This is a genomic window from Ruegeria sp. BC6 (genome assembly GCF_056539185.1).
Genome location: NZ_JBQFUM010000003.1, coordinates 61326 through 86009 on the forward strand (window position 1 = coordinate 61326; position 24684 = coordinate 86009).

27 protein-coding genes, 1 tRNA gene and 1 riboswitch are annotated in these 24684 nt (G+C 63.3%); of the genes, 12 read left to right on the forward strand and 16 right to left on the reverse strand.

The genetic code is table 11. The annotated features are described in order from the left end of the window. Nucleotides 1-7: 7 nt before the first annotated feature. From ACR0MM_RS10830 to ACR0MM_RS10840, 3 genes are all read right to left on the reverse strand, one after another. Nucleotides 8-682, reverse strand: a complete 675-nt coding sequence (locus ACR0MM_RS10830; protein WP_480696084.1) for an HD domain-containing protein — start codon at nt 680-682, stop codon at nt 8-10. After that, a complete protein-coding gene (gene aroC, locus ACR0MM_RS10835) occupies nt 666-1766 on the reverse strand; it encodes a chorismate synthase (protein WP_480696086.1) in 1101 nt (366 codons plus the stop codon). Before aroC ends, ACR0MM_RS10830 begins: the two co-directional genes overlap by 17 nt. A gap of 94 nt (nt 1767-1860) precedes the next feature. Then, the gene (locus ACR0MM_RS10840; RefSeq protein WP_480696088.1) at nt 1861-2301 is read right to left on the reverse strand and encodes a 6,7-dimethyl-8-ribityllumazine synthase; all 441 of its coding nucleotides are present in this window, start codon (nt 2299-2301) and stop codon (nt 1861-1863) included. 117 nt (nt 2302-2418) lie between these two features. Then, nucleotides 2419-2573: riboswitch (FMN riboswitch) on the reverse strand. A gap of 54 nt (nt 2574-2627) precedes the next feature. On the opposite strand from ACR0MM_RS10840, the gene ACR0MM_RS10845 reads away from it, so the two are divergent. After that, nucleotides 2628-3242 (forward strand): FMN-binding negative transcriptional regulator, encoded by a 615-nt coding sequence (locus ACR0MM_RS10845; protein WP_480696090.1) that lies wholly within the window; start codon nt 2628-2630, stop codon nt 3240-3242. Nucleotides 3243-3254: 12 nt separating this feature from the next. Here ACR0MM_RS10845 and ACR0MM_RS10850 read toward each other — a convergent pair whose 3' ends face one another. After that, a complete protein-coding gene (locus tag ACR0MM_RS10850) occupies nt 3255-3698 on the reverse strand; it encodes a c-type cytochrome (RefSeq protein ID WP_480696092.1) in 444 nt (147 codons plus the stop codon). Nucleotides 3699-4171: 473 nt separating this feature from the next. On the opposite strand from ACR0MM_RS10850, the gene petA reads away from it, so the two are divergent. The 7 genes from petA (at nt 4172) to ACR0MM_RS10885 (ending at nt 8439) form a co-directional block, all read left to right on the forward strand. Further along, nucleotides 4172-4732, forward strand: a complete 561-nt coding sequence (petA, locus tag ACR0MM_RS10855) for a ubiquinol-cytochrome c reductase iron-sulfur subunit (protein ID WP_093964025.1) — start codon at nt 4172-4174, stop codon at nt 4730-4732. 12 nt (nt 4733-4744) lie between these two features. Next, nucleotides 4745-6076: a cytochrome b gene (gene petB, locus ACR0MM_RS10860; RefSeq protein ID WP_093964026.1), complete on the forward strand. Its 1332-nt coding sequence runs from the start codon at nt 4745-4747 to the stop codon at nt 6074-6076. An 18-nt stretch (nt 6077-6094) separates the two neighbouring features. After that, nucleotides 6095-6880 (forward strand): cytochrome c1, encoded by a 786-nt coding sequence (locus ACR0MM_RS10865; protein ID WP_170361312.1) that lies wholly within the window; start codon nt 6095-6097, stop codon nt 6878-6880. Nucleotides 6881-7087: 207 nt separating this feature from the next. Continuing rightward, a complete protein-coding gene (locus ACR0MM_RS10870) occupies nt 7088-7339 on the forward strand; it encodes a PepSY domain-containing protein (RefSeq protein WP_170364035.1) in 252 nt (83 codons plus the stop codon). Between the two features lie 6 nt (nt 7340-7345). Then, the gene (locus tag ACR0MM_RS10875) at nt 7346-7921 is read left to right on the forward strand and encodes a cytochrome b/b6 domain-containing protein (protein WP_480696094.1); all 576 of its coding nucleotides are present in this window, start codon (nt 7346-7348) and stop codon (nt 7919-7921) included. Then, nucleotides 7918-8166 carry a hypothetical protein gene (locus ACR0MM_RS10880; protein WP_254441555.1) on the forward strand — a complete coding sequence of 83 codons (249 nt, stop codon included), beginning with the start codon at nt 7918-7920 and terminating at the stop codon, nt 8164-8166. The genes ACR0MM_RS10875 and ACR0MM_RS10880 overlap by 4 nt, the downstream gene beginning before the upstream one ends. A gap of 33 nt (nt 8167-8199) precedes the next feature. Then, complete coding sequence (locus ACR0MM_RS10885; protein WP_254441556.1) at nt 8200-8439, forward strand: helix-turn-helix transcriptional regulator; 240 nt, start codon at nt 8200-8202, stop codon at nt 8437-8439. A 6-nt stretch (nt 8440-8445) separates the two neighbouring features. On the opposite strand, the gene mtaB is transcribed toward ACR0MM_RS10885, so the two are convergent. Next, entirely contained in the window at nt 8446-9702 is a 1257-nt protein-coding gene (gene mtaB / locus ACR0MM_RS10890; protein WP_480696096.1) for a tRNA (N(6)-L-threonylcarbamoyladenosine(37)-C(2))-methylthiotransferase MtaB, read from the reverse strand. Continuing rightward, nucleotides 9699-10541 (reverse strand): diaminopimelate epimerase, encoded by an 843-nt coding sequence (dapF, locus tag ACR0MM_RS10895; RefSeq protein WP_480696098.1) that lies wholly within the window; start codon nt 10539-10541, stop codon nt 9699-9701. Before dapF ends, mtaB begins: the two co-directional genes overlap by 4 nt. Before the next feature lie 211 nt (nt 10542-10752). Between dapF and ACR0MM_RS10900 the strand changes: the two genes are divergently transcribed. Beyond that, nucleotides 10753-10828: transfer RNA gene (locus ACR0MM_RS10900), tRNA-Lys, on the forward strand. 38 nt (nt 10829-10866) lie between these two features. On the opposite strand, the gene ACR0MM_RS10905 is transcribed toward ACR0MM_RS10900, so the two are convergent. Genes ACR0MM_RS10905 through ACR0MM_RS10925 form a run of 5 tightly spaced genes read right to left on the reverse strand, consistent with a single transcriptional unit; the run spans nt 10867 to nt 15055 of the window. After that, entirely contained in the window at nt 10867-11388 is a 522-nt protein-coding gene (locus tag ACR0MM_RS10905) for a DUF3833 family protein (protein WP_480696509.1), read from the reverse strand. Nucleotides 11389-11396: 8 nt separating this feature from the next. Continuing rightward, complete coding sequence (locus tag ACR0MM_RS10910; RefSeq protein ID WP_170342870.1) at nt 11397-12014, reverse strand: DUF3833 family protein; 618 nt, start codon at nt 12012-12014, stop codon at nt 11397-11399. After that, nucleotides 12011-13234 carry an MFS transporter gene (locus ACR0MM_RS10915; RefSeq protein ID WP_480696100.1) on the reverse strand — a complete coding sequence of 408 codons (1224 nt, stop codon included), beginning with the start codon at nt 13232-13234 and terminating at the stop codon, nt 12011-12013. The genes ACR0MM_RS10910 and ACR0MM_RS10915 overlap by 4 nt, the downstream gene beginning before the upstream one ends. Further along, the gene (locus ACR0MM_RS10920; protein ID WP_170440030.1) at nt 13234-13770 is read right to left on the reverse strand and encodes a hypothetical protein; all 537 of its coding nucleotides are present in this window, start codon (nt 13768-13770) and stop codon (nt 13234-13236) included. Before ACR0MM_RS10920 ends, ACR0MM_RS10915 begins: the two co-directional genes overlap by 1 nt. After that, nucleotides 13721-15055 carry an NAD(P)/FAD-dependent oxidoreductase gene (locus ACR0MM_RS10925; RefSeq protein WP_480696102.1) on the reverse strand — a complete coding sequence of 445 codons (1335 nt, stop codon included), beginning with the start codon at nt 15053-15055 and terminating at the stop codon, nt 13721-13723. Before ACR0MM_RS10925 ends, ACR0MM_RS10920 begins: the two co-directional genes overlap by 50 nt. Nucleotides 15056-15294: 239 nt before the next feature. Here ACR0MM_RS10925 and ACR0MM_RS10930 point away from each other — a divergent pair, with 239 nt between their 5' ends. Further along, a complete protein-coding gene (locus tag ACR0MM_RS10930) occupies nt 15295-16020 on the forward strand; it encodes an SDR family NAD(P)-dependent oxidoreductase (RefSeq protein ID WP_480696104.1) in 726 nt (241 codons plus the stop codon). 3 nt (nt 16021-16023) lie between these two features. Here the strand turns inward: ACR0MM_RS10930 and ACR0MM_RS10935 are convergent, their stop codons facing one another. Next, a complete protein-coding gene (locus ACR0MM_RS10935; protein ID WP_480696106.1) occupies nt 16024-17676 on the reverse strand; it encodes a Y-family DNA polymerase in 1653 nt (550 codons plus the stop codon). 67 nt (nt 17677-17743) lie between these two features. After that, the gene (locus tag ACR0MM_RS10940; protein WP_170360393.1) at nt 17744-18031 is read right to left on the reverse strand and encodes an I78 family peptidase inhibitor; all 288 of its coding nucleotides are present in this window, start codon (nt 18029-18031) and stop codon (nt 17744-17746) included. Between the two features lie 130 nt (nt 18032-18161). On the opposite strand from ACR0MM_RS10940, the gene ACR0MM_RS10945 reads away from it, so the two are divergent. Further along, complete coding sequence (locus tag ACR0MM_RS10945; protein WP_480696108.1) at nt 18162-19274, forward strand: S-(hydroxymethyl)glutathione dehydrogenase/class III alcohol dehydrogenase; 1113 nt, start codon at nt 18162-18164, stop codon at nt 19272-19274. A 69-nt stretch (nt 19275-19343) separates the two neighbouring features. Here the strand turns inward: ACR0MM_RS10945 and ACR0MM_RS10950 are convergent, their stop codons facing one another. The 3 genes from ACR0MM_RS10950 to ACR0MM_RS10960 form a co-directional block, all read right to left on the reverse strand. Continuing rightward, nucleotides 19344-20297 (reverse strand): DMT family transporter, encoded by a 954-nt coding sequence (locus ACR0MM_RS10950; protein WP_170364052.1) that lies wholly within the window; start codon nt 20295-20297, stop codon nt 19344-19346. Nucleotides 20298-20412: 115 nt separating this feature from the next. Next, nucleotides 20413-20826, reverse strand: a complete 414-nt coding sequence (locus ACR0MM_RS10955; RefSeq protein WP_480696110.1) for a group III truncated hemoglobin — start codon at nt 20824-20826, stop codon at nt 20413-20415. 16 nt (nt 20827-20842) lie between these two features. Continuing rightward, nucleotides 20843-23797, reverse strand: a complete 2955-nt coding sequence (locus ACR0MM_RS10960; protein WP_480696112.1) for an error-prone DNA polymerase — start codon at nt 23795-23797, stop codon at nt 20843-20845. Between the two features lie 183 nt (nt 23798-23980). Between ACR0MM_RS10960 and ACR0MM_RS10965 the strand changes: the two genes are divergently transcribed. Next, nucleotides 23981-24586 (forward strand): PIN domain-containing protein, encoded by a 606-nt coding sequence (locus ACR0MM_RS10965; RefSeq protein ID WP_480696114.1) that lies wholly within the window; start codon nt 23981-23983, stop codon nt 24584-24586. The last annotated feature ends 98 nt before the right edge of the window (nt 24587-24684 follow it).

Sequence of the window (24684 nt, forward strand, 5' to 3'; positions counted from 1 at the left end):
GCAAAGATCAACGGGTCGGATTGAGGCGTGTCCAGCTGTCGGGCAGGGGGCTGCCGATCTCTTCTGCGAATTCGGTCAGAAACCGGATCATGCGCCGGACCCGTTGCTGCGCGATCTGCCGTCCGGCCTGGGTCAGCATGTCGTCGGGCAGGGCCAGCAACTTCACCTTCCAGTGGTCGATCGAATAGTGCAGATCGTCGAGCGGCCGGTGCGATGCGAACGGATCGGCCGGATCATAGAGCGTCCGCCCCAAAGCGCCGGACACCGAGAAATTCCGTGCGATCCCGATGGCGCCCAGCGCATCCAACCGGTCGGCATCGCGGAGGATGCGCGCCTCGGGCGTCTCGGGTGGGATGTTGGCGGAAAAACTGTGCGCCTCGATCGCGTGGCGGGTGGCGGCGATCTGGGCATCGCTCAGGCCCAGTTCTCGCAGAACAGGCTCGGACTCCTGGGCCGACCGGCGCGAGGCCAGGTGTCGGTCGGGGTCGTTCTTGGGCAGGTTGACCAGATCGTGCAGATAGCAGGCCGCCAGCAGCACGGTCCTGTCGGTTTGCGCATCGGCGATGGCGCGGGCATTGACCCAGACACGGTCCAGATGGGCCAGGTCATGGGCCGGGTCGGTGATCATCCGCTGCGCGACGACCGCGCGTAGGCGGTCGCGCAGCTCAGCCAATCCGTCCACGGTTCTCACCGATCTGGCCCCGATGCAGCAGCAGGTGGTCCAGGATCACGCAGGCCATCATCGCCTCGCCCACCGGAACAGCGCGGATGCCAACGCAGGGGTCGTGGCGGCCCTTGGTGATGATCTCGGTCTCTTCGCCCGATTTGGTGATGGTCTTGCGCGTGGTCAGGATCGACGAGGTGGGCTTGACCGCGAAACGCACCACGATGTCCTGCCCGGTCGAGATGCCGCCCAGGATGCCGCCCGCGTGGTTCGAGCTGTATTGCGGGCCGTCCTGACCCATGAAGATCTCGTCGGCATTGGCCTCGCCTGTCAGTTCGGCGGCGGCCATGCCTTCGCCGATTTCGACACCCTTGACGGCGTTGATCGACATCATCGCCGCGGCCAGATCGGTGTCGAGCTTGCCATAGACCGGCGCGCCCAGGCCCGCGGGGACGCCGCGCGCCACCACTTCGACCACCGCGCCGACCGAATTGCCGGATTTGCGCAGATCGTCCAGATAGGCCGCCCAATCCTCGGCGGCTTGTGCATCCGGGGTCCAGAACGGGTTCTGTTCGATCTGCGCCCAGTCAAATTTGGCGCGGTCGATCCGGTGCGGGCCGATCTGGGTCATGTAGCCGGTGATCTGGACATTGGGCGCGATCTGCTTGATCGCCTCGCGCGCCAGCCCGCCCGCGGCCACCCGCGCCGCCGTTTCCCGGGCCGAGCTGCGCCCGCCGCCGCGATAGTCGCGGATCCCGTATTTTTGCCAATAGGTGATGTCGGCGTGGCCGGGGCGGAACTTGTCCATGATGTCCCCGTAATCCTTCGAGCGTTGATCGGTGTTCTCGATCATAAGCTGGACGGGGGTGCCGGTTGTCTGGCCCTCGAACACGCCCGACAAAATCTTCACCTGATCGGGCTCGCGTCGCTGGGTGGTGAACTTGTTCTGGCCCGGTTTGCGCTTGTCCAGCAAGTGCTGGATCATGCCTTCGTCGATCGGGACGCCGGGCGGGCAGCCATCCACCGTGGCGCCCAGCGCAGGGCCGTGGCTTTCACCCCAGGTGGTGACGCGGAAAAGATGTCCAAAGCTGTTCATCGACATGGGGCGTGCTCCTTTGAGGGTTGTGATTAACGGCGAGAGCCTGCCGCCTCAAGCGGATTTGCGGTTGGGGCATCACTGCCCCAACCCGGTGTGCCTAGGCCGCACGCGTCAGTGAGGCGCGGGTTTCGACGATTTTCAGCGCCGCCCGGGCCGCCTCGCGCCCCTTTTCCACGAAATGCGCGCGGTAGATGGCGGTGTGATGGTCGGTTTCCTGGTACTGGTGCGGCGTCAGCGACACCGACAGGACCGGTACTCCGGTTTCCAGCCCCGCGCGCATCAGCCCGTCAACCACGGCCTGCGCCACGAAATCGTGCCGGTAGATGCCGCCATCGACGACAAAGGCCGCGCAGGCCACGGCGGCATAGCGGCCCGTTTGGGCCAGGTCGCGGGCCAGCAGGGGCATCTCGAACGCGCCCGGCACGTCGAACACATCGACCTGATCGGCGGGGATCAGCTCCAGAAAACCGTCCAGCGCGCGGTCGACGATATCGGCATGCCAGTTGGCTTTGACGAAAGCATAGCGGGTGTGTGTCATCGTGATCTCCTTTCAGCTTGGTGGCCTGCTGGCGGGCGCGAAGGGTTTCGCGGCCAGCGCGGCATGACACGTCACCCAAGGCGATCACGGACAGACGCGCCCTTGGCGGGGCGCGCTGCTCGTTCTCTTTCATCCGGACTTTAACCGTCGGCTCTGGCCTCTCACCAGATCTGCTGACACTCTGTCGGTTGAATGACAGAGCCGCTCGCGGGCTGGCGGGTCTGGGCCCGCATACCGCCGGTGGGGAATTCCGCCCCGCCCTGAGAACGGCGCGACCTTGCCAAGCGTGCGCGCGATCTGCAAGACCTGTCTGCAGGAGGACGGTCATGCACCCCAACCCAGCCTTTCGCGCCGAGGACCGCGCGCGCCATGTGGAGTTTGCCCGCAGCCGGGGATTCGGCGTACTGGCGCTGTCGGTCGACGGCCCGCCATTGATCAGCCATGTGCCCTTTCTGCTGTCCGAGGATGGCGCGGTGGCCGAACTGCATCTGGTGCGTTCGAACCCGATCGTGCGGGCGCTGGCCAACCCGCAGGAGGCGCGGATCGCGGTTCAGGGGCCCGACGGCTATGTCTCGCCCGATTGGTACGAGGTCGCGGATCAGGTGCCCACGTGGAATTACGTGGCGGTCCACCTGACCGGCCGGTTGGAATTGCAGCCGCAGGACCGGCTGCGCGATCTGCTGGACCGGCAATCGGCCTTCTTCGAACAGCGGCTGCAGCCCAAACCGCCCTGGCGCGCCGACAAGATGGACCCGGCGGCGCTGGAGCGCATGATGCGCATGATCGTGCCCTGCCGGATGCAGATCACCCAGATCGACGGCACCTGGAAACTGAACCAGAACAAGCCCGAGGCGGCGCGGCTGGCCGCCGCCGAGAATGTCGAGCAGTCCGGGATCGGCAACGAGCTTGGTCAACTCGCCGCTCTGATGCGGGAAGTCTGATCCGGCTGCGCCTTAGTCGGTGAACGTGGCCAGATAGGCGGCGATATCCTCGGCACCTGTCTTCAGCTTGACGCTCATGTTCGGGCGGGCGGTCTCGTCCTTCAGGAAGTCTTGGATGAACCTGATCGGGTCGCGGGCGTAGGCGGCGATATTCTCTTGCGTCCAGACCAGGCCGTTTTCACCGGCGCGGATCATGTCATCGGTGAACATGCCGATGGGCAGCCGTTCACTACCGTTCAGATAGTCGTTTTCGGTTCCGGCGGCCCTGCCGACCACACCATAGAGATTCGGGCCGGTGATGCCGCCTTTGATCAGAACCACGCCATCCTTGATGATGGCGTGACAGGACGAGCAGCGGTTGTAGAGTTTCTCACCGCGCGCGGCGTCGCCTTCGGCGGCGGCGTGGTGTGCGGCGGTGAACGCGAGCAGCAGAATGGAATTTTTAAACAAAGTCATTTGGGTCCTCATTCAGGTCGGTCGCGCGCCCGCCGCCTTTGCTTGAAAAACCCCGGGGTCGCAACCGGGAAATTCACCGCAGCGCAACCGAAAAAATGATTTCAAAATAGATGTTTACATGAGTTCGCTGGGCCCGAAGTCGCGCGGTCCGGTTGCTGTCATGTTTGCCTCGTGCCGGGTACCCGAGTGAACAGGTGCTCGGCCGGGCCAGGGGCGATAGCCGTGGCGAAGGGTCAGAGAATCACCTGCGAAGTGATTCGCGGCTTCGAACGGCGATTTTCGCAACATCCGAGGAAGTTCTTGAAAAATGACCCCTTCATTGTGACATGAATGCCCAGATGCGGCGTAGTGCGCGCCTATGACCGCTGGACGAACCGATTTCCGCCAGCTAGATACCCGCGATGAGACGCCGCTTTGATGCGGTGCTGATGCATGTTTGCCCGTAGCCGGGCGCTGGAATCGGAGAAAACCTCGTGTCCCACGCAGAAGACCACGAAGGCACCCGCAGAGATTTCCTCTACTACGCCGCCGGCGGCGCAGGTGTCGTTGCAACGGGAGCCGCCGTGTGGCCCCTGGTCAACCAAATGAACCCCTCGGCAGACGTTCAGGCGCTGTCCTCGATCCGCGTGGATGTCAGCGGCGTCGAGATCGGCACCCAGATCACGGTCAAGTGGCTGGGCAAGCCCGTCTTCATTCGTCGCCGCACCGAAGAAGAGATCAACTGGGGCCGCGAAGTGCCGCTGGAGGATCTGCCGGATCAGAACGACCGGAACGAAAACAAGCCGAACCTGCCCGCGACCGACGAAAACCGGACGCTGGACGAAGCCGGCGAATGGCTGGTGATGATGGGCGTCTGCACCCATCTGGGCTGCGTTCCTCTGGGCGACGGCGCTGGTGATTTCCACGGATGGTTCTGCCCGTGCCACGGATCGCACTACGATACGGCGGGCCGTATCCGCAAAGGTCCCGCTCCGGAAAACCTGCATATCCCGGTCGCCGAGTTCCTCGACGAAACCACCATCAAGCTGGGTTAAGGAGACGCGCTCATGTCCGGTATCCCGCACGATCACTATGAACCGAAGACCAACGGCGAGAAGTGGCTGAACAGCCGTCTGCCCATCGTCGGTCTTCTATACGACACTTTGATGATCCCCACCCCGAAGAACCTGAACTGGATGTGGATCTGGGGCATCGTCCTGACCTTCTGCCTGGCATTGCAGATCGTCACCGGCATCGTTCTGGTGATGCACTATACCCCGCATGTCGATCTGGCCTTTGCCAGCGTCGAGCACATCATGCGCAACGTAAACGGCGGCTACATGCTGCGGTATCTGCACATGAACGGCGCGTCGCTGTTCTTCGTGGCGGTCTATATCCACATCTTCCGCGGCCTGTTCTACGGATCGTACAAGGCGCCGCGCGAAGTGACCTGGATCATCGGCATGCTGATCTACCTGATGATGATGGGCACCGCCTTCATGGGCTATGTTCTGCCTTGGGGTCAGATGTCCTTCTGGGGCGCCACCGTGATCACCGGCCTGTTCGGCGCGATCCCCTTCGTGGGCGAAGCGATCCAGACCTGGCTGCTGGGCGGACCGGCCGTCGACAACGCGACGCTGAACCGCTTCTTCTCGCTGCACTATCTGCTGCCCTTCATCATCGCAGGGCTGGTCATCGTGCATATCTGGGCCTTCCACACCACCGGCAACAACAACCCCACGGGTGTTGAAGTTCGCCGCACGTCGAAAGCCGAGGCCGAGAAAGACACGCTGCCGTTCTGGCCCTATTTCGTGATCAAGGACCTGTTCGCGCTGGCCGTCATCCTGGTCGTGTTCTGGGCAATCGTCGGCTTCATGCCGAACTACCTGGGTCACCCGGACAACTACATCGAAGCCAACCCGCTGGTCACGCCCGCGCACATCGTGCCCGAATGGTACTTCCTGCCGTTCTACGCGATCCTGCGTGCCTTCACTAGCGAAGTCTGGGTCGTGCAGTTCGCCAGCTTCATCACCGGCGGCATCATCGACGCCAAGTTCTTTGGTGTTCTGGCGATGTTCGGTGCAATCCTGGCAATGGCGCTGGCGCCGTGGCTGGACACTTCGACCGTGCGTTCGGGCAAGTACCGCCCGATGTTCAAATGGTGGTTCTACCTTCTGGTCATCGACTTCTTTGCCCTGATGTGGCTGGGTGCGATGCCGGCGGAAGAGCCCTATGCGACCTTCTCGCTGATCGCGTCCGCCTACTGGTTCGCCTATTTCTTCGTGATCCTGCCGATCCTGGGTGTCATCGAAAAGCCCGATGCCCAGCCGGAAACCATCGAAGAAGACTTCAACGCGCATTATGGCAAGGCTGACGCCGACGCCACGCCGGCCGAGTAAGAAGAGGGACCGGAAACCATGTTCAAGAAACTTGCAATCGGTGCCGCGTTTGCCATCGCCCTTGCTCCTGCTGCGGTATCCGCGGCCGGAGGCGGCGAGCAGCATATCGAGGACTTCGACTTCTCGTTCGAAGGGCCCTTTGGCGCTTACGATCAGAACCAGCTTCAGCGCGGCCTGCAGATCTATACCGAGGTTTGCGCGGCCTGCCACGGTCTGAAATATGTACCGCTGCGCGACCTCACGGCGCTGGGCTACTCGGAAGAAGAAGTCATCGCTTATGCCGCCGGCTCGTTCGAGGTGTTCGATCCCGAGCTGGACGATTTCCGCCCGGCTAGGCCGACCGATCACTTCCCGGCCAACGATGCCGTGGGCGCACCTGACCTGAGCCTGATGGCCAAGGCACGTGCAGGCTTCCACGGCCCCTACGGTCTGGGGATCAACCAGCTGGTCAAAGGCATGGGTGGCGCTGAATACATCGCCTCGCTGCTGGACGGCTATACTGGCAAGGAAAAAGAAGAGGCCGGCACGATCCTGTACGAAAACACCGCCTTCCCGGGCGGCTGGATTTCGATGGGCCCGCCGTTGTCTGACGAACAGGTCGAGTTTGCCGACGGACACGAAAACACCGTCGAGGCCATGTCCCAGGACGTCGCAGCGTTCCTGATGTGGGCCGCCGAACCGAAAATGATGGATCGCAAGGCCTCGGGCTTTGTTGGGGTTCTGTTCCTGACCATCATGTCGGTGCTTCTCTACCTGGTGAACAAACGTCTGTGGGCGCCGGTCAAAGGTAAAAAGTCGGTCTGACCTGAAGGTCACCTGCAAAAGCAAGACAACCCCGCGCATGGCGCGGGGTTTTTTCTTTTTGGGGTCGGAAACTCGCCGAACCTAGCATCAGCACGGGCTTATTCACGGCATTTAAGCGGAATGCGCATGGCGCCGGCGGGGTCGGCTGCGCAGGTTTTCGACAGCGTCAGGCGGTCTGACGCAGGATCGAAACCGAGGAGACCCGACATGAAACTACCCATACTTGCAGCCGCGTTGCTTGTGGCCACTCCGGTTCTGGCTCTGGACTTGGTGCCGGATACGGAACTGGGCAAGACAGAGACCGAGGTGCGCGCCGCTCTGACCGAGCTTGGCTATGACGTGCGCAAGATCGAAATGGAGGACGGTGAAATCGAGGCCTATGTCGTGAAAGACGGACAGATGGCCGAGGTCTATGTGGACCCCGCGTCCGGCAAGATCCAAAAGATCGAGGACAAGTGACTGGCAATGTCCGAGTCCATCCAGCACCAGGGCGGGCGCGAGGGCGCCCGCACCATCCGGGTCTGGGACCCGTTGGTCCGCCTGATCCACTGGTCGGTGGTTCTGGGCATTGTGCTCAACGCCGCTGTGACCGACCCCGAGGGGCTGCTGCATGAATATGTCGGTTATGCCGTGCTCGGGCTGGTTCTGCTGCGCTTGGCCTGGGGCGTCCTTGGGCCGGCACCGGCCAGGTTCTCGGCATTTCCGTTCAGCCCGAATGCTGCGGTCCGACATGTGCGTGACACCGTCCGGGGCGACCGGTCGGTTCACCTGTCGCACAATCCTCTGGGCGCGCTGATGGTCTACAACATCTGGATGACGTTGGGCTTCATCTGCGCCACAGGCATCATGATAGGTACCGCGGCCTTCTTCGGGCTGAGCTGGGTCGAGGATGCGCACGAGCTGGCGTTCAACTGGCTGATCCCCAGCGTTCTTCTGCACGTGCTTGGCGTGCTTTTGGACCAACGTCGAACCGGTGTCGCTCTGGTCAAAGCCATGGTATCAGGAGACAAGAATATTCCTGATGGCTGGTCGACCAAATGATCAAATGGATCACCGAAAACCTGCGGTCCGGCGATGCGGATGCACGCCGGGCCGTTCTGATGGCGGCGATGATCGTGGTTCAGGGTCTATGCGCCGCATTCTACATGGGCGACGCCATTCTGGACCTCGATGGCAGCGAGCCCCTGGCACATCTCGTTTTGGAATCCCTGGTCGCGACCGTCCTTTGCCTTGGCGTCCTGTTCTTCATGCTCGAGCTGCGCCGATTGCTGGCGCGAATGGACTAGGCAAAACAAGGACTGCGCGCGGCGCAGGGAGAAATGAGCGCCGTGATCGACACTTTCTTTACCCGCTGGGGCCTGACCAGCGCCGAGCGCGAAGTGGGCCTGTTGATCCTCAAGGGCGTCGACAATGAGAATATCGCCCGGATCCGAGGCCGCGCCGTGGGTACCGTTCGCGCGCAATCGGCTTCGATCTATGGAAAAGCCGGCGTGGACGGGCGCGCTCAACTGATCAGCGTTTTCATGGAAGAGCTTCTGGCGACTGACGGGCCGGCCTGAGAGACGTCAGGCCACCAGCTGCTGATCGCGAACCCCGGTGATGGCGGCAGTCACGATCTGCCCTTCGGGTTGCGCGTTCGCAAATGTCACTTCGGTGAACTGCTCGGTCCGGCCCATGTGAGGATTCTCCATCAGAATGTGATGGGTCTTGCCCAGTTGGGCCGCCAGGTGCCTGGCTACCTGCGCATCACCCGCTTCACGCAACCTGGCCGCACGTTGCTTTATCACCTTGCCGTTGACTTGCTGCGGAATGCGCGCCGCCGGCGTGCCTTCTCGCTTGGAATAGGGAAAGACGTGCAACCAGGTCAGGTCGCAATCGGTGACCAGTTTGAGCGAGTTCTCGAAATGCGCCTCGGTTTCCGTCGGAAAGCCCGCGATGATGTCGGCGCCAAAGGTGATCTCGGGGCGCAGTCTGCGGGCCTCTTCGGTGAAGCGGATGGCGTCGTCGCGCAGGTGGCGGCGCTTCATCCGTTTCAGAATCAGATCGTCACCATGCTGCAGCGACAGATGCAGATGCGGCATCAGGCGCGACTCGGTCGCGATGGCCTGCATCAGGTTCTCGTCCACCTCGATCGAATCGATCGAGCTGATCCGCAGGCGCGGCAGGTCGGGCACCAGTTTCAGTATGCGCATGAGCAGATCGCCCAGCTTGGGGCTTGCCGGCAGGTCGGCGCCCCATGAGGTCAGGTCGACCCCGGTCAGCACCACCTCGTTATAGCCCCGGTCCACCAGCCGCTTGATCTGGTCCACGACCACGCCCGCCGGGACGCTGCGCGAGTTGCCGCGGCCATAGGGGATGATGCAAAAGGTGCAGCGATGATCACAGCCGTTCTGGACCTGCACATAGGCGCGCGAGCGGGTGCCGAACCCGTCGATCAGGTGCCCTGCCGTTTCTGTAACCGACATGATGTCATCGACCTGCACCGCCTCGGTCTCGCCGATGAAATCGGCGGCCATGCCCTTCCAGGTCTCGGGGCGCATCTTTTCGGTGTTGCCGATCACCGCATCGACCTCGTCCATCTCGGCAAAGGTCTGAGGTTCGGTCTGGGCGGCGCAGCCGGTGACGATCAGGCGCGCATCGGGGTTCTCGCGGCGCAGCTTGCGGATCTCCTGCCGGGCCTTGCGCACGGCTTCGGCGGTGACGGCGCAGGTGTTCACAATCACCGCGTCGGTCAGCCCGGCCTGCTGCGACAGCTCTTTCATCGCCTCGGTCTCATAGGCGTTGAGCCGGCAGCCCAGCGTGGTGAATTTCGGCGGGTTCATCCCAGCGACTCCAGAAACTCGGGCGTCAGCGTGCCCGAGAAGACATGGCAGGTGGGGCCGGTCATCCAGACGCCGTCCTCGCGCCAGTCGATCCAGATGGTACCGCCGTCCAGCTCAATCTGCACCTTGCGTCCGGTCAGGCCGCGCCGGGCAGCCGCCACGGCCGTGGCACAGGACGACGAGCCCGAGGCCAGCGTGATGCCCACGCCGCGCTCCCACACCCGCATGCGGATGTGATCCGGCCGGATGATCTGGGCGATTTGCACATTGGTGCGCTGCGGATAGAGCGGGTGATGCTCATAGCGCGCGCCGAATTCCGCCAGCGGGATCGCCTCGGCGTCTTCGACGAAGAAGGTGCAATGCGGGTTGCCCATGCCGGTGGCCACCGGTCCGCCTTCGATCGGCAGTTCCAGCGTATCCACCTCTTCGGCCAATGGAATATCGGCCCAGTCCAGCTGCGGGTGCCCCATGTTGACCGAGGTCAGCCCATCGCCCGCGTTCCGCGCCTGCAGCGTGCCGTGGCTGGTGGTCAGCGTCAGTTCGGATTTGCCGCTTTCCTGCATCAGGAACCGGGCGATGCAGCGGGTGGCGTTGCCGCACGTGGCCGAGATCGACCCATCAGCATTGTAGAACACCAGATGCGCATCCGATTCGCCGTTTTCGATGACGGCCAGCTGGTCGAATCCGACTCCGAACTGCCGGTGTCCGATCCCGCGCGCCAGCGCCGGCGTGATCTGCACCGGATGCGCGCGCGCGTCCACAATGACGAAGTCATTGCCAAGCCCGTGCATCTTCATGAAGGGCAAACCGGTGTCGGATCGTTGCTGCATGGCGGGCATATAGCCTTGCCGCAGACATGAATCCAGCCCGGCGCGAAGATTCCTGAAAAAAGGGGTTGACCCCCCGCCGCCTCAACCCTAATTAGGCCGCCTATCGGGACGCCGGGAACACAATGATTTCAGGCGGAACGCGGTGCGAAAAAGGGCTTGTACCCGGTTGGGAAAATGCCTTAGACAGCGCCACGGATCGCAACGATCCGATGAAAAGAGTGGGCCGTTAGCTCAGTTGGTAGAGCAACTGACTTTTAATCAGTGGGTCGCAGGTTCGAATCCTGCACGGCTCACCACTTTTTCCAAAGATTGACCAGGACGCCGCGCCGCGCGGTTACTTCTTTTCAAAGAACAGCACGACTTCGCCCAGTCGGATGCCAAAGCGCGAGACGTAGGCGCGGTTCAGCAGGCGGTCATCGTCCAGCAGCCACATCCAGTCGTCGAAATCGACACGCATCGTACCGTCCTTCACTGGCAGGTCAATGCGGTATTTCCAGTTGAACGTGTCGCCGCGCTCGGTTCCCGACGCGGTGCCCAGAACGCCGGGCGCGGTGCCCGTCCAGGTATCCTCGCCGGTTTTGGTGAGGGTCCAGATGCGCTGTTCGGTGGCGCCGTCGTCATAGACGAAGTCTTCGACCAAAGTCAGCGTCTGACCGTCCCATGTCCCGTTGATGTCGACCGTGAACCGGCGGGGGATATTGCCCAGAACATCCTGGAACTGCCCATAGGCCACGGTGTTGCCCTCAAAGAACTCTTCGAGGTTCAGCTGGCGGTCCGACAGGAAAGTGGTCGGCACTTTCGGTTTGAAGGCACAGGCCGCCGTCAGTAGCAGGCACGCGAAGGCCAGTCGTTTCATGAGCCGGGTCATTGCAGGGCCCTCGGGTCGGCGGTCCGGTCATGACCGTTCGCACCGGGCACATGCGCCGTCTTTTCCGGCGGAGCAGGACGCATCGTGGCGACCAATTCGGCCACCTTCAGCCCGAACTTGCGCATTTCCGAGCGGTTCATGATCGCCCCGCTCTCGGTCAGGTACATCCAGTCGGTGACGTCCAGGGTGTGGCCCCCGGCGTCTTCGGGCAGAACGATACGATAGGTCAGTTTGACCGTCGCGCCCGAGATAACGCCGCGGCCTTCGCCGACGATGTCGTCGGCGGTTGCGGTAAAGCTGTTGCCTGTGCCCATGGTCAGGTACCATTTGCGGGTCATCTGCTTGCCGTTCGAATAGGTGAAATACTCGGTCAGAGTGCCGGAATTGCCGTTCCATTCCCCGATCATCCGCGCCACGAAGCTGTTCGACATCTTGCCGGTCGGGCCATAGATCAGCCCTTCGGACAGGATTTCCCCGTTCAGATTGTCCTTCAGCGAGAAATCGGGGCCGGTTCCGGTATAGTCCGACGGCGATTGCGCGCGAAAGCTGAGAAGGCGGGTTTTGACCGCGATCAGGGCCAATACGGCCAGTGCGGCAATCAGAAGAAATGTCATTTTGCGGGTACCTCTGTAGGCAGCGTCAGGACCATTCCGAACGCGCCGAGTTTCAGGATGCAGGGCAGCACGGCATAGGCTAGGTTGAGCGTTTCCAACGCCTGCGCCGAATTCGTCTGACCGGGCACGAAGCCGCTGCGTTCCAGCAGCGGAAGGGTGAAGAATGCGGCCAAAGCCAGCCCCAGTTTGCCGGCGAATGACCAGATGCCGAAGGCGGCCGAAGCATTCAGCCCCGCGCGTGTCAGCACCACCGAGAACATGGCCGGCAGAACCACCATGTCCGCCCCCAGCGCCGCCCCCGACGCCAGGCAGATCACCGCGAAACCGACCAGATTGCCGGGCGCCAGCATGGCCGCGCCGACAAAGCCCAGAATGGCCAGCGGCATCGCGATGATCAGAGTCTGTTTCGGGCCGATCCGGTTGCTGAGCCGCGCCCAGAGCGGCACTGTCGCCCCGGCGCTGAGGAAGAACAGGATCAGCAGCGGCCCGGCCTTGCCCGGCAATTGCAGCCGGTCCTCGACGAAGAACAGGAACAGTGTCGAGGTGATCGCAACCGGCAGGCTGTTGACGAGCGCCAGCGCCAGCAGACGCAGGGCCCCTGCCTGACCCAGCCCGTCGAACGACAACCCCTGACCGGTGATGGGCGCGCGCCGCCAGATCGGCAATGTTAGCACCATGGTGACCACCGCCAGCGCGCCCAGAAACAGCCCGAAGGCCGGATAGCCCTGCGCGCCCGCGCCCAAGGCGACGAACAGCGCCGGTGCGCTGGCGGCCAGGACCACGCCTGCTAGTTGCCCGCCCTCACGAAAGGCGGCGAGCGTCATCAACTCGCGCGGGGTGGCTTGTTTCGCCAGCGTCGCGCTGCGACCATAAAGCAGGATCGTGCCCAAGCTGTAGGCGGAAAACAGCAGGATCAGGATCGCCACGAGGGCGCCGACGCTCGCCCCCTGTGGCAGTGAGAACAACAGCGGAAAACCCACTGCCAGACCCCCTGCGGCCAAGACGGCAAAGCCCATCTGCCCGCCGGGCCAGCGGTCAATGGCCCAACCGATCAGCGGGTCTTGCACCAGATCCACCAGCCGGATCAGCAGCAGAACCGTACCGATCACGCCCAGGCCGATCCCGAGGTTCACGGCCGCAAAGCGCGGCAGGTGGATGTAGAGCGGGATACCCGCCGCAGCAAGCATCAGCGCATAGAGGCTGACACGCGGATACAGCATCACTGACCCCGCAGCTGTCGCGTAAAGGCGGCGGACCGGGTGTTGTTGCCCAGAAAGATCGACATGAAACTACGCTTGATCCCCGGATAGGAGAGGGTGCAGGTCTTGCGCCCGTTGCGCCAGAACTCGATCGCGTCGGGGCCTTTGGTGACGGCCAGATAGCTGTCCCCGGCACCAACCGCCTGATAACAGGTTTTCAACTGCGCCTCGATCGGGGCGCTGTTGCCCTGCCGGGCCATCTCGTCCAGCGTGGATTCGATCAACGCCTTCTGCTTCAACGATTTCCGATAGGTCAGCTTCAGCCCAAAATCCTGCGACCAGCTGAGCGGGCCGCCGCCTTTGGTGAACAGCTGCGCATCATAGATCGGCAGACCTAGGAACCGGAAGGTGGCAGTGCCACGCAGCTCGGCATCGGGCAGCACGTTGGTGACGGGCGTGGCCGCCAGCCCGGCAGGGGCCAGCAGAACCAGGCTCAGGATCGCTGCGTTACGGGCTGGCCGTAACCGGGACAGCGACGCTTGGATCAGGTATCGCATTTTCAGCTCCGATGGTTTGCGGATCGCCGTTCAACAGCCCGACAACATGCATCGCGCTGGCGATTCCGTCTTCGTGGAACCCGTGCCGGTTGTAGGCGCCGGCGAACCAGGTCCGGTTGCGGCCCTGCATCGCGCGGATCTGGCCCTGCGCTTTCAGCGCGGCCTTGTCGAACACCGGATGGGCGAATTCCACCTCGTCATAGATTTTGTCTGGCGCGATGTCGGAAGACGGGTTCAGGGTGACGAACAACGGGTCGCTTTCAGGGATGTTCTGCAACCGGTTCATCCAATAGGTCACGCCCACGTTGCCCGCCTGCGAGCGGTAGGTCCAGCTGGACCAGCAGGCGCGGCGGCGCGGCATCTGGCTGGGGTCGCAGTGCAAGACCGCGCGGTTGGGCTGATAGCGGATCGCGCCCAGGGCCGCGGCCTCGTCGGCGGTGGCGTTCTGGCCCAGAATGGCCAGCGACTGGTCGGAATGGGTGGCCAGGATGATCTCGTCATACTGATCCGAGCGGCCCTGCGCCTGAACGGTCACGCCCAAGGCATCGCGTTCGACGTTAGAGACCGGCGCGCCCAGGCGGATGTCGCAACCCCGGCCGCGCAACGCGGATTCGATCCGGCGGACATATTCGATGCTGCCACCCTTTACCGTCCACCACTGGTGCTGGGCGCCGCGTTTGCTGGACAGCAAGGCGTGGTTGCGGAAGAACTGCACCAGCGACCGTGCCGGGAACTGATCAACGAACTCTACCGGCGTGGACCAGATCGCGCCGCACATCGGCATCAGGTAATTGTTGCGGAACCAGTGGCCCAGCCGCATCTGGTCAACCAGTTCACCAATCGTGGTGTCATCATCCCGAGCGGCCTCGGGCGCTTCTTTGCCAAAGCGCAGGATGTCGGCGATCATCTTGTAATAGGAGGGCCGCACGAGGTTGCGCTTCTGCGCGGTGATCGTGCGCAGGTTGTTCAGACCATATTCGATGCGCCCATTGTCGATGGTGGCGCCAAAGCTCATCTCGCTTTTGATGACCGGCACGTCCAGTTCACTGAACAGCTTGGTCAGGTAGGGATAGGTGGCATAGTTGAAGACGATGAACCCGGTATCGACCGGTTGATCACCATTGCGGCCGGCCATCACCGTGCGCGCATGTCCGCCCAGACGGGGTTCGGCCTCGTACAGGGTGACGTCGTGACTCGCTGACAGGTAATAAGCCGCTGATAATCCTGAGATGCCTGCGCCTACAATTGCGATTTTTTTCCGTACGCCCCGGGTTTCGTCGAACATGCCATCCTCTTTATGCGACATTTTACAATAAGATACGCAGGGTAGGCCGGAGCGGATCAAATCCGGGCCATGTTTTTCCCTGTTTCCCGCTGATCGGCGGGCAGTGCGTCAGGATTGCACCAATCGCGGTTGCTGGTGATCCGGGGTCTGCCCGTCCGCGTAATGAAAGGTGTTATGATCGAGACAACCCAATCCAAGACCGCGGCTGTTCACGCTTCGGCACATGCGAACCGCCCGGCATGAGCAGTTTTGACGGAAAAACCTATTGGATCATCGGCGCCAGCGAAGGGCTGGGCCGGGCGCTGGCCGAGGGCTTGGGCGGTCAGGGCGCGCACCTAGTGCTGTCCGCGCGGAATGCCGAGCGGCTTGAGCAGATCTGCGCCGCGCTGCCCAATGCCCGTGCGGTGCCGCTGGACGTGACCGATCTGGCGCAGGTGCGCCGCGCCGTGGCCGAAGTCGGCCCGGTGGACGGTCTGGTCTACAACGCCGGGGCCTATGAGCCGATGCGCGCGCAGGACTGGAAGACCGAAGCCGCGCTGGCCGTCAGCGACGTGAACTATTCAGGCGCGCTGCGGGTTCTGGGGGAAACCGTGCCGGCCATGGTGCAGGCGGGACGTGGCGACATTACCCTGATCGGGTCGCTGGCGGGCTATCACGGACTGCCTGCGGCGATCGGGTACGGGTCCAGCAAGGCGGCGCTGATATCGCTGGCCGAAACGATGCGGCATGACCTGGCCGGAACCGGGGTGACGGTGCGCATCGTCAATCCGGGGTTCATCAAGACCCGGCTGACCGACAAGAACAGCTTCAAGATGCCGATGCTGATGGAGCCCGAAGACGCCGCGCAGCGCGTACTGCGCGCAATGGCGCACCGGCGCTTCCGGACCGACTTTCCGGCGCCGTTCTCGTGGGTCATCCGGCTGATCGATTACCTTCCGGATCTTCTGGTTTATCGCGGAAAATAGACTCTAACCAAAGCGTCCCTGACAGAACCAGCCCGCCGACATGGTGCCGCCATGGCCGTAGAACAGCCATAGCCGCTCGCCCTGTTCGGTCACCACCACCCAGTAATCGCGCACGCCGCTGCGCCAGTTGGGGTCGTCCAGCCACCATTCCGGGGCGATCCGTTCCGGGCCGGTGGCCTGCGCCAGGTGCCAGTCGCGCCCGCGCCAGCGGAAATTGGCGGGCACATCGGGGCGGTCGGGGGCCATCACCGGCTCGGGCCGCCAAATCAGCAGGGGGCGCGGGCGCGGCGGGGCGGGCCAGTCGCGCGCCGGTTCCGACCAGGCCGCCGCCAGCGTCTGGGCGGTTTTCTCGGGGATGTGCGAGGCCGCCGGGTGTTGCCGCGTGATCGCCTCGAGCCCCACACGCGCGCCCAGTTTGCCGATCAGATCGTCCAGCGCGGTGTTCCCCTCCAGCCGGTTGCGGACGGCGCGGCTGGCCTCCGCATGGCCGGTCAGGGTGCGGGCATGCACCGGCTCGGTCTGCACCGCCGCAAGGCGCAGCATGTCGATTCCATAGCCTGCGTCGATCTGGTCGATTTTCATCTCTAACAAAGGGCGAATGCGGTATTTGTCATGGCTCGGGCGGGCCAGCCCGATCTCGACGATCTCGGCCGCCTGATCGGTGCGATGCGCCTCGAGCCGCAGGGTCCGCGCCCCGCGCGCCTTTTCTTCCAGCCGCGCGCACAGGGTCGGCAGCATCCGGTCGATGGCGGCCATCACGTCCTCGGCCAGACCGATCGGGTTGGGTAGGGTCATTCGCACCGCAAAGTGATGCGGGGGGCGGGCGGGCGAGACCGGCTCGGGCGCGCTGCCCATCGCCTGATCCAACCGCAGCACCAGCCCGCGCCCGAACCGGCGGGCCAAACCGGCACGCGGCTGGCCCAGCAGGTCGCCGATCCGCCGCAGGCCCAGCCGGTTCAGCTGCGCCACGGTCTGGTCGTCCAGCCGCAGCGCCGCGATGGGCAGGGGGCTGAGTACGCCATAGGCCTGCCCCGGCGGCGCGATCCGGGCCCCGCCGCCCGCGGCCACCACCTGCGGCGCGGCGCCGCCCTTGGTCCAGTGCCGCCGCTTGCCAGCCCGGGCGCGGGTGGCGCGGGCCTCTTGGGAAATGGCGTCGCCATTGCGGTCCGAGGTGGCCTCTTGCCCGGCATAGCGCGCCAGCGCCCAGGCCGCGCCCAGCGTGTCGGCGATGCCCATCTGCACGCTCAGCCCCATGTCGGCGCAGTCGGTCTCGATCACCTCCAGCAGCGCCTCTTCGCCGCCGAACAGGTGGGCGCAGCCTGACAGATCGACGATCAGGCCATCGGGCGCCTCTTCGGCGACCCAGGGGCTGAACTTGCCCGCCCAGCGGCGCAGCGCAGTCAGAAATGCGGCCTCGGCCGGGGCGTTGCGGGGGCGGGTGACAAGGGCCGCGCACATGGCATGGGCATCGCGCACCGGCTGGCCCACGCGCAGACCGGCTGCTTGTGCCTCGGCATTCAGCGAGGTGATGACCTGCATGTTCGACTGTTCGGCCACCACCGCCAGCGGGCCTGTATGCAGGCCCCGCGCGGCGCGGATCAGCCGTTCGGCCCCCAGACGGGGAAACCACAACGAGAGTATTCGGCGTTTGGGCATCGGGCAGACATCAAAATGTTCTCATTTTGTTCTTATCTGAGAATCATACCCCGAGTCGAGTCCGCCCTTATCCGCAGGTCAGCCGCTGAATGACCCCGGCTCCGTTCACATAGACGTTCAGCCGGTCGATGCGGTAATCCTGCGTGGCGATGTCATCAGGGCCCAGAACGCGGCTCCGTTCCGGCAGGCTGGCCTGAATGGTCGAGACCGGTTGCCCAACGGACTGGGCAAAGGGTTCGCCCTTGCAAAAGGCCAGATCCACCGGGGCGGCATCCAGTTCGGCAGAGCCCGGTTCGGGCAGGTCGGTTTCGGCGCAGGCGGCCAGGACGATCAGGATCGGGATGAACCGGTACATTGGCGCTCCTCTTTTCGGCAATGTCGTTTCTGAAATATCAAAAGCTTACAGAGACTGCCATGAAAGCGCAGTTGAAAACACCCTGTATTTGACGCAGGGTCGGGTCAAACAAGACAGGGAGACAAGCAACATGCGAACCCGTGCCGCCGTCGCCGTTCAGGCGGGCAAGCCCTTGGAAGTGATGGACGTGAACCTCGAAGGCCCCAAGGCGGGCGAGGTTCTGGTCGAGATCAAGGCCACCGGCATCTGCCATACCGACGAATTCACCCTGTCGGGCGCCGACCCCGAAGGCCTGTTTCCGGCCATTCTGGGCCACGAGGGCGCGGGCGTCGTGGTCGAGGTCGGCCCCGGCGTGACCAGCCTTAAGCCGGGCGATCACGTGATCCCGCTCTACACTCCGGAATGTCGCGAGTGCGAATACTGCCTGCATCCCAAGACCAATCTGTGCCAGGCCATCCGCGAGACGCAGGGCAAGGGCCTGATGCCCGACGGCACCTCGCGTTTCTCGACGCTGGATGGGGATCCGATCCTGCACTACATGGGATGCTCGACTTTCTCGAACCACACGGTTTTGCCCGAGATTGCACTTGCCAAGGTGCGCGAGGACGCGCCGTTCGACAAGATCTGCTATATCGGCTGTGGCGTGACCACGGGCATCGGCGCGGTGATCAACACCGCCAAAGTCGAGATCGGCAGCCGCGCCATCGTGTTCGGCCTGGGCGGCATCGGCCTGAACGTGATCCAGGGTCTGCGTCTGGCCGGGGCCGATCAGATCGTCGGCGTTGACTTGAACCCCGCCAAGGTCGAGATGGCCGAAAAATTCGGCATGACCGATTTCGTGAACCCGACCGAGGTCGAGGGCGATCTTGTCCCCTATCTGGTGAACCTGACCAAGGGCGGTGCGGATTACACCTTTGACGCCACCGGCAACGTGCAGGTGATGCGCGCGGCGCTGGAATCGGCGCACAAAGGCTGGGGCGAATCCATCATCATCGGTGTGGCACCCGCGGGGGCCGAGATCTCGACCCGTCCGTTCCAGCTGGTCACCGGCCGGTCGTGGCGCGGCACCGCCTTCGGCGGCGCGCGTGGGCGCACGGACGTGCCCAAAATCGTCGACTGGTACATGGAAGGGAAGATCGAGATCGACCCGATGATCACCCACACCATGGGCCTGGACGACATCAACACCGGCTTCGATCTGATGCACAAGGGCGAAAGCATCCGGTCGGTGGTGGTTTATTGAGGTTTGGGTCACCTTGACAAAAATTGGACGGCGCAGTCGATCTGCGCCGTTTTTTTGTGGCGGCTCAGCTCAAGACTGGTCGGTGTTCGACTTTGGCCTTGCTGATGCGCCCGTATCTACGCGTGGCGAACGCACACGTAGAACTGGTTTGTTCGTGGACACGTCTGCCCGGCTTTCGCGCCAGACGACGAAGATGCCCGATGCGATGATGATCGCGGCACCCACGGCCACCCATTTGTCGGGCTTTTCCCCAAAGAACACCGCGCCGAAAATCGTGGCCCAGATGATCTGGCTGTACTGGCTGGGTGCAACCACGCCCGCCGGTGCCGCGCGATAGGCCAGGATGATCAGGTGCTGGGCGATCACCGAAAACACGCCGACCAAAGCCATCATCGCCAGATGGATCAGAGAGGGCGGCTGATAGACCGCCGGTTGCGCAAGGCTCATGACCGCGATCGCCAGCAGCATCGGATAAAGGATCAGCACCGCCGAGCGTTCCTCGTTTCCGATCTTTCGCACCAGCACGGATGCGAAGGCGCTGCAGAACGCGGCCGTCAGGGCGGCAAGGTGGCCGAGGGTGATCTCGGTCGCGCCGGGGCGCAGGACGATCAGTACCCCGATCAGGCCCACGCCCACTGCGGCCCAGCGTTGGGCGCGCACGACCTCGCCCAGAATCGGGATCGACAGGACGGTGACGATTAGCGGAAAGGAAAACAGCAGCGAATAGACTTCGGCCAGGGGCAGGACCGAAAAGGCGTAGAAGGCACAGGACATACCCGTGACCATCAGCCCCGAGCGCAGCATGACCAACCAAGGATGGCGGGGCAGGAAGTTTCCAGTGGCCTTGTCCGCAAGAATCGTGACCGCCATCGGCACAAAGGAGAACAGCGTGGCGAAAAAGATGATCTGCAGCACGGAATAGGTGCCGCCCAGCGTCTTGATCAGCGCGTCATGGGTGGCAAAGACGGCAAACCCGAGAAAGGCAAATCCAAGTCCCTGCAGGGTCGAGTTCTGTGTGCTCATCTGGCTGGTCCCGGGCGATTGGATGCTTTGGCAGGTGTCTGAGGCCTGATTAAACCCAATCGGCAGAGTCGGATAGTCCAAACTTTACCGCTAACATCTCTGCGGGGCCGGCCGTTCAGCGCAGGATCGGCGGTGCCCCGGCCGGTTGGCGGGCGGCCGCGACACCGGCCTGCATCCCCGTCCCGATGCGGCGGGCCAGCGCCACCCAGGGCGTGGCCGTTTCCGGGGGCAGGGTGCCGTGGGCGACCTCTTCGAACAGGTCCAGCCAATGGGGGAACATTTCGGGTTTCACGTCCGGGCGCTCGATATGCACGCGCTGCGGATTGCCGCTGTAGCCGCGCTCGTACAGGATGGCGTTGCGCCAGAAGGCGGCGATCCGGTCCTCATGCGCGGGCCAGTCGGTGACGTGGCGGTTGAAGATCGGGCCCAGCAGGGCGTCCTGCCGGACGCGGGCGTAGAATGCGGTGACCTGCGCCTGGATCTGGTCGGGCGTGGCTGGAAAACGCGGGGGCAGTACGGGCCGGGTCATTATCGGGGCTTTCGATTCAGGCTCTGTTCCGGGCAGATACCGCGTTTTTCGGCCCGGATGCAGGGGCGGAATTGTCGCGCTGCCCCGGCGTCAGCAGGTGCCGCAACAGGGCCACCGGGTGTGCCCGCAGGCTCAGGCGGGTGGCGACGTAATCCTCGACCACCTGCTCGCCCAGCGACATCTGCGGCAGATGGGCGGCGGGTTCGTCCAGCGCCTCGCCTTCCAGATCCTGCGCGAACAGGGGCAGGGGTTTGGCGGTGGCGATCGCCTTGGCCTGCCACAGCGCCTCGCGCCGGGTCAGGCCGCAGGCGGCAAAGGCATCGGCCTCGGCTAGACGCTCGATCACCGAGGGGCCAAGGCCCGCGCGGCGCCAGACGTCGTCAACCTGGTGGTAGCCGTTGCCGCGCGCGGCGGTCAGCCAACTGGCGTCCTCTTCGCTCAGGCTCTTGATTTGGCGAAAGCCCAGCCGCAGGGCCAGCCCGCCATGGCCGTCTGGCTCCATCACGTTGTCCCAGAAGCTGGCATTGATGCAGACCGGACGCACTTGCACGCCATGCTCGCGCGCATCGCGCACGATCTGGGCGGGGGCATAGAACCCCATCGGCTGCGAATTCAGCAGCGCGCAGGCAAAAATCCCCGGATGGTGGCACTTGATCCAGGCGCTGGCATAGACCAGCAGCGCAAAGCTGGCCGCGTGGCTTTCGGGGAAGCCGTAGGAGCCGAACCCCTCGATCTGCGAGAAACAGCGCTCGGCAAATTCGGCGTCATAGCCGTTGCGCTGCATCCCGCGCAGGAACAGGGTGCGAAATTCGCTGACATTGCCGTGCTTCTTGAAGGTCGCCAGCGACCGCCGCAGCCGGTCGGCCTGCTCGGGGGTGAAGCCCGCGCCGACGATGGCGATCTGCATCGCCTGTTCCTGAAACAGCGGCACGCCCAGCGTCTTGCCCAGCACTTCGCCCAGTGCGTCCGAGGGAAAGCTGACCTCCTCCTCGCCGTTCCGGCGGCGGATATAGGGATGCACCATGTCGCCCTGGATGGGGCCGGGGCGGATGATGGCGACCTCGATCACCAGGTCATAGAAATTGCGCGGCCGCATCCGGGGCAGGAAGTTCATCTGCGCACGGGATTCCACCTGGAACACGCCCACCGAATCCGCGCGGCACAACATGTCATAGACCGCCGGGTCCTCGGGCGGCAGGGTGGCGAGCGTATAGCTGGTCTGGTGGTGCTGGGCGATCAGGTCGAATGCCTTGCGGATGCAGGTCAGCATGCCAAGGCTCAGGACATCGACCTTGAGGATGCCCAGACTGTCGATGTCGTCCTTGTCCCAACAGATGACCGTGCGGTCCTCCATCGTGGCGTTCTCGATGGGCACCAGTTCGTCCAGACGGCCCTCGGTGATGATGAACCCGCCCACATGCTGGGACAGGTGGCGGGGGAAGCCGTTGATCTGATGCACCAGTGTTAGAGTCTGTTTCATACGGCGATCCTCGGGGTCGAGGCCGATTTCGCGCATTCGCTCGGCCTCGAGCCCTGCGGTCGAGAAGAACCCCCACAGCTGCGAGGACAGGGCGGAAATCGTGTCCTCGGTCAGGCCCATGGCGCGGCCCACCTCGCGGATGGCGCGCTTGCCGCGATAGTGGATCACCGTGGCGCAAAGCCCCGCGCGGTGGCGGCCATAGCGTTCATAGATGTGCTGGATCACCTCTTCGCGGCGTTCATGTTCGAAATCCACGTCGATGTCGGGCGGCTCGTCCCGCGCCTCGGAGACGAATCGTTCAAACACCATGGTGCCCATCTCGGGGCTGACCGAGGTGACGCCCAGGCAATAGCAGACCACCGAATTGGCCGCCGACCCGCGCCCCTGGCACAGGATCCCGCGGCTGCGGGCAAACTGCACGATGTCGCGGACGGTCAGGAAATAGGGCTCGTATTTCAGTTTGCCGATCAGGGTCAGCTCATGCGCCAGCATCGCCTTGACCTTTTCAGGGGCGCCGGCGGGATAGCGCCATTTCAACCCTTCATGCGCCAGCCGATGCAGGCGCTGGGCGGGGGTTTCCGCGCCGCTGACCTCGCTGGGGTATTCATAGCGCAGCTCGTCCAGCGAGAAGGTGAGTTCCTGGCTGAGCGCATAAGCGCGGGCCATGGCGCCTTCATGCCCCTTGAAGATGCGCAGCATCTCGGCCTCGGACCGCAGGCGCTGTTCGCCATTGGCCAGCGCGTGGCGGCCCAGATCGTCCACCTTGCGACGCAGGCGGATCGCGGTCAGCACATCGGCCAGCCGGCGGCGCGAGCCGTGATGCATCATCGGCGCGGCGCTGGCGATGGTGGGCAGGTCCAGGTGGTGAGATTCAGCCTCTAACAAACGGAAAAATGCTGCATCTGCCCCGTCATAGCGGGGATGCATCAGTAGGTGCATGCGTCCGGCAAAGCGGCGCGTCAGCTGTTGCGCCTGTGTCCGCCACCCGCTCGCGCCGCCGGTCGGACGGCCCGCCTGTGGCCAGAGCAGCAGGTGCAGACCGTCGGAAAACTCCAGCAGGTCGGACAGGTGCAGGATGCAGTCACCCTTGGCCGCGCGCAGCCGTCCGGTGGACAGAAGGCGGCACAGGCTGGCCCAGCCCTGCCGGTTGAGGGGCAGGGCAGTGACGGGCGGGGCATCGGCAAAGAGCAGCCGCGCCGCCGGGATCAGGTGCGGCACCGCATGCACCGGGAACGAGGGCGGTTTCGGGATGTGATCGGGGCAGGGCGGGCCGATGGGCGTGTTCTGCTCCTCCCACGCGCGGCGTTCACGCACCTTGCGGGCGATCTCGCGCGTCTGGGTGTGCGCGCGGACGATGCCCGCCACCGAGTTGTCATCGGCGATGGCGATGGCGGGCAGGCTCAGGGTGACGGCGCGCTCCATGTACTCCTCGGGGTGCGAGGCCCCGGTGAGGAAGGTGAAGTTCGACGTGATCGACAGCTCGGCATACATGGCGAGTCGTCATTATATTCTTGTTTTGTTCTTTTTCGAGTCCCTGTCTGCAGTGCGCAGAAATTGGGGTGTCGATTCAGGTGCAGTGAAATTCTGGTTCGAGCCCACAGCGGATAAAGGTGCTTCGTATTGACCTTATCCAGTAATCTGTATTTGATTCGAGCTCGAATTGGAGCACGGCCTTTGAAAAAAAACTTTATCCTGATCGACTTCGAAAATGTTCAGCCGAAGAACCTTGAACTCCTCAGTGGGCATGACTGCAGGTTGATTGTCTTCGTCGGCGCTAACCAAAAGAGTGTACCTTTTGACTTCGCAAAAGCACTTCAAAGCTTAGGAGAAAGTGCTGGTTATAAGAAGATAACGGGTAACGGCTCAAATGCCTTAGACTTCCATATCGCTTTTTATTTGGGAGAACTCGCGGCCAACAATGCCGATGCATACTTTCATATTATTTCTCGTGACAAGGGCTTCGACCCTTTGATTGCACATTTGCGACAAAGGAAGATCCCTGCTCTCCGTCATATTGACATATCCGAAATCCCATTCGTCAAAATCTCGAACGCAAGTTCGTTAGATCAAAAAATTGATGCGATTGTTGACAGTTTGCAGTCTAGAGGAACTTCGCGTCCAAGGAAGATCAAAACCCTAAAAGGAACGGTGAATGCCCTTTTTCGAAAGACCTTGGAACACGAAGAACTAGAAACGCTAGTTGGCGAGTTAATAAGACGTGGTCATGTTGTCTGCTCTGACCAGTCAGTCAGCTACGGCCCCCGTATAGTCCGACACTGACCTGCATCTCGGCTGGGAATTGCGTGTTCTGGATGACCGCTTGGCTCGCAATGCCGCCACTCAAGGACGGCACGGCGAATGGCCTTATGTTGTTCTGC

Coding starts and splice junctions, on each gene's coding strand:
- ACR0MM_RS10915 (WP_480696100.1), bottom strand. CDS start 13,234: ATGCTGTATCCGCGTGTCAGCCTCTATGCGCTGATGCTTGCTGCGGCG.
- ACR0MM_RS10950 (WP_170364052.1), bottom strand. CDS start 20,297: ATGAGCACACAGAACTCGACCCTGCAGGGACTTGGATTTGCCTTTCTC.
- ACR0MM_RS10920 (WP_170440030.1), bottom strand. CDS start 13,770: ATGCGATACCTGATCCAAGCGTCGCTGTCCCGGTTACGGCCAGCCCGT.
- ACR0MM_RS10850 (WP_480696092.1), bottom strand. CDS start 3,698: ATGACTTTGTTTAAAAATTCCATTCTGCTGCTCGCGTTCACCGCCGCA.
- ACR0MM_RS10925 (WP_480696102.1), bottom strand. CDS start 15,055: ATGTTCGACGAAACCCGGGGCGTACGGAAAAAAATCGCAATTGTAGGC.
- ACR0MM_RS10935 (WP_480696106.1), bottom strand. CDS start 17,676: ATGCCCAAACGCCGAATACTCTCGTTGTGGTTTCCCCGTCTGGGGGCC.
- ACR0MM_RS10945 (WP_480696108.1), top strand. CDS start 18,162: ATGCGAACCCGTGCCGCCGTCGCCGTTCAGGCGGGCAAGCCCTTGGAA.
- ACR0MM_RS10930 (WP_480696104.1), top strand. CDS start 15,295: ATGAGCAGTTTTGACGGAAAAACCTATTGGATCATCGGCGCCAGCGAA.
- ACR0MM_RS10880 (WP_254441555.1), top strand. CDS start 7,918: ATGATCAAATGGATCACCGAAAACCTGCGGTCCGGCGATGCGGATGCA.
- ACR0MM_RS10845 (WP_480696090.1), top strand. CDS start 2,628: ATGCACCCCAACCCAGCCTTTCGCGCCGAGGACCGCGCGCGCCATGTG.
- ACR0MM_RS10960 (WP_480696112.1), bottom strand. CDS start 23,797: ATGTATGCCGAGCTGTCGATCACGTCGAACTTCACCTTCCTCACCGGG.
- ACR0MM_RS10865 (WP_170361312.1), top strand. CDS start 6,095: ATGTTCAAGAAACTTGCAATCGGTGCCGCGTTTGCCATCGCCCTTGCT.
- mtaB (WP_480696096.1), bottom strand. CDS start 9,702: ATGAACCCGCCGAAATTCACCACGCTGGGCTGCCGGCTCAACGCCTAT.
- petB (WP_093964026.1), top strand. CDS start 4,745: ATGTCCGGTATCCCGCACGATCACTATGAACCGAAGACCAACGGCGAG.
- dapF (WP_480696098.1), bottom strand. CDS start 10,541: ATGCCCGCCATGCAGCAACGATCCGACACCGGTTTGCCCTTCATGAAG.
- ACR0MM_RS10955 (WP_480696110.1), bottom strand. CDS start 20,826: ATGACCCGGCCCGTACTGCCCCCGCGTTTTCCAGCCACGCCCGACCAG.
- ACR0MM_RS10905 (WP_480696509.1), bottom strand. CDS start 11,388: ATGAAACGACTGGCCTTCGCGTGCCTGCTACTGACGGCGGCCTGTGCC.
- ACR0MM_RS10940 (WP_170360393.1), bottom strand. CDS start 18,031: ATGTACCGGTTCATCCCGATCCTGATCGTCCTGGCCGCCTGCGCCGAA.
- ACR0MM_RS10885 (WP_254441556.1), top strand. CDS start 8,200: ATGAGCGCCGTGATCGACACTTTCTTTACCCGCTGGGGCCTGACCAGC.
- ACR0MM_RS10875 (WP_480696094.1), top strand. CDS start 7,346: ATGTCCGAGTCCATCCAGCACCAGGGCGGGCGCGAGGGCGCCCGCACC.
- ACR0MM_RS10870 (WP_170364035.1), top strand. CDS start 7,088: ATGAAACTACCCATACTTGCAGCCGCGTTGCTTGTGGCCACTCCGGTT.
- ACR0MM_RS10840 (WP_480696088.1), bottom strand. CDS start 2,301: ATGACACACACCCGCTATGCTTTCGTCAAAGCCAACTGGCATGCCGAT.
- aroC (WP_480696086.1), bottom strand. CDS start 1,766: ATGTCGATGAACAGCTTTGGACATCTTTTCCGCGTCACCACCTGGGGT.
- ACR0MM_RS10910 (WP_170342870.1), bottom strand. CDS start 12,014: ATGACATTTCTTCTGATTGCCGCACTGGCCGTATTGGCCCTGATCGCG.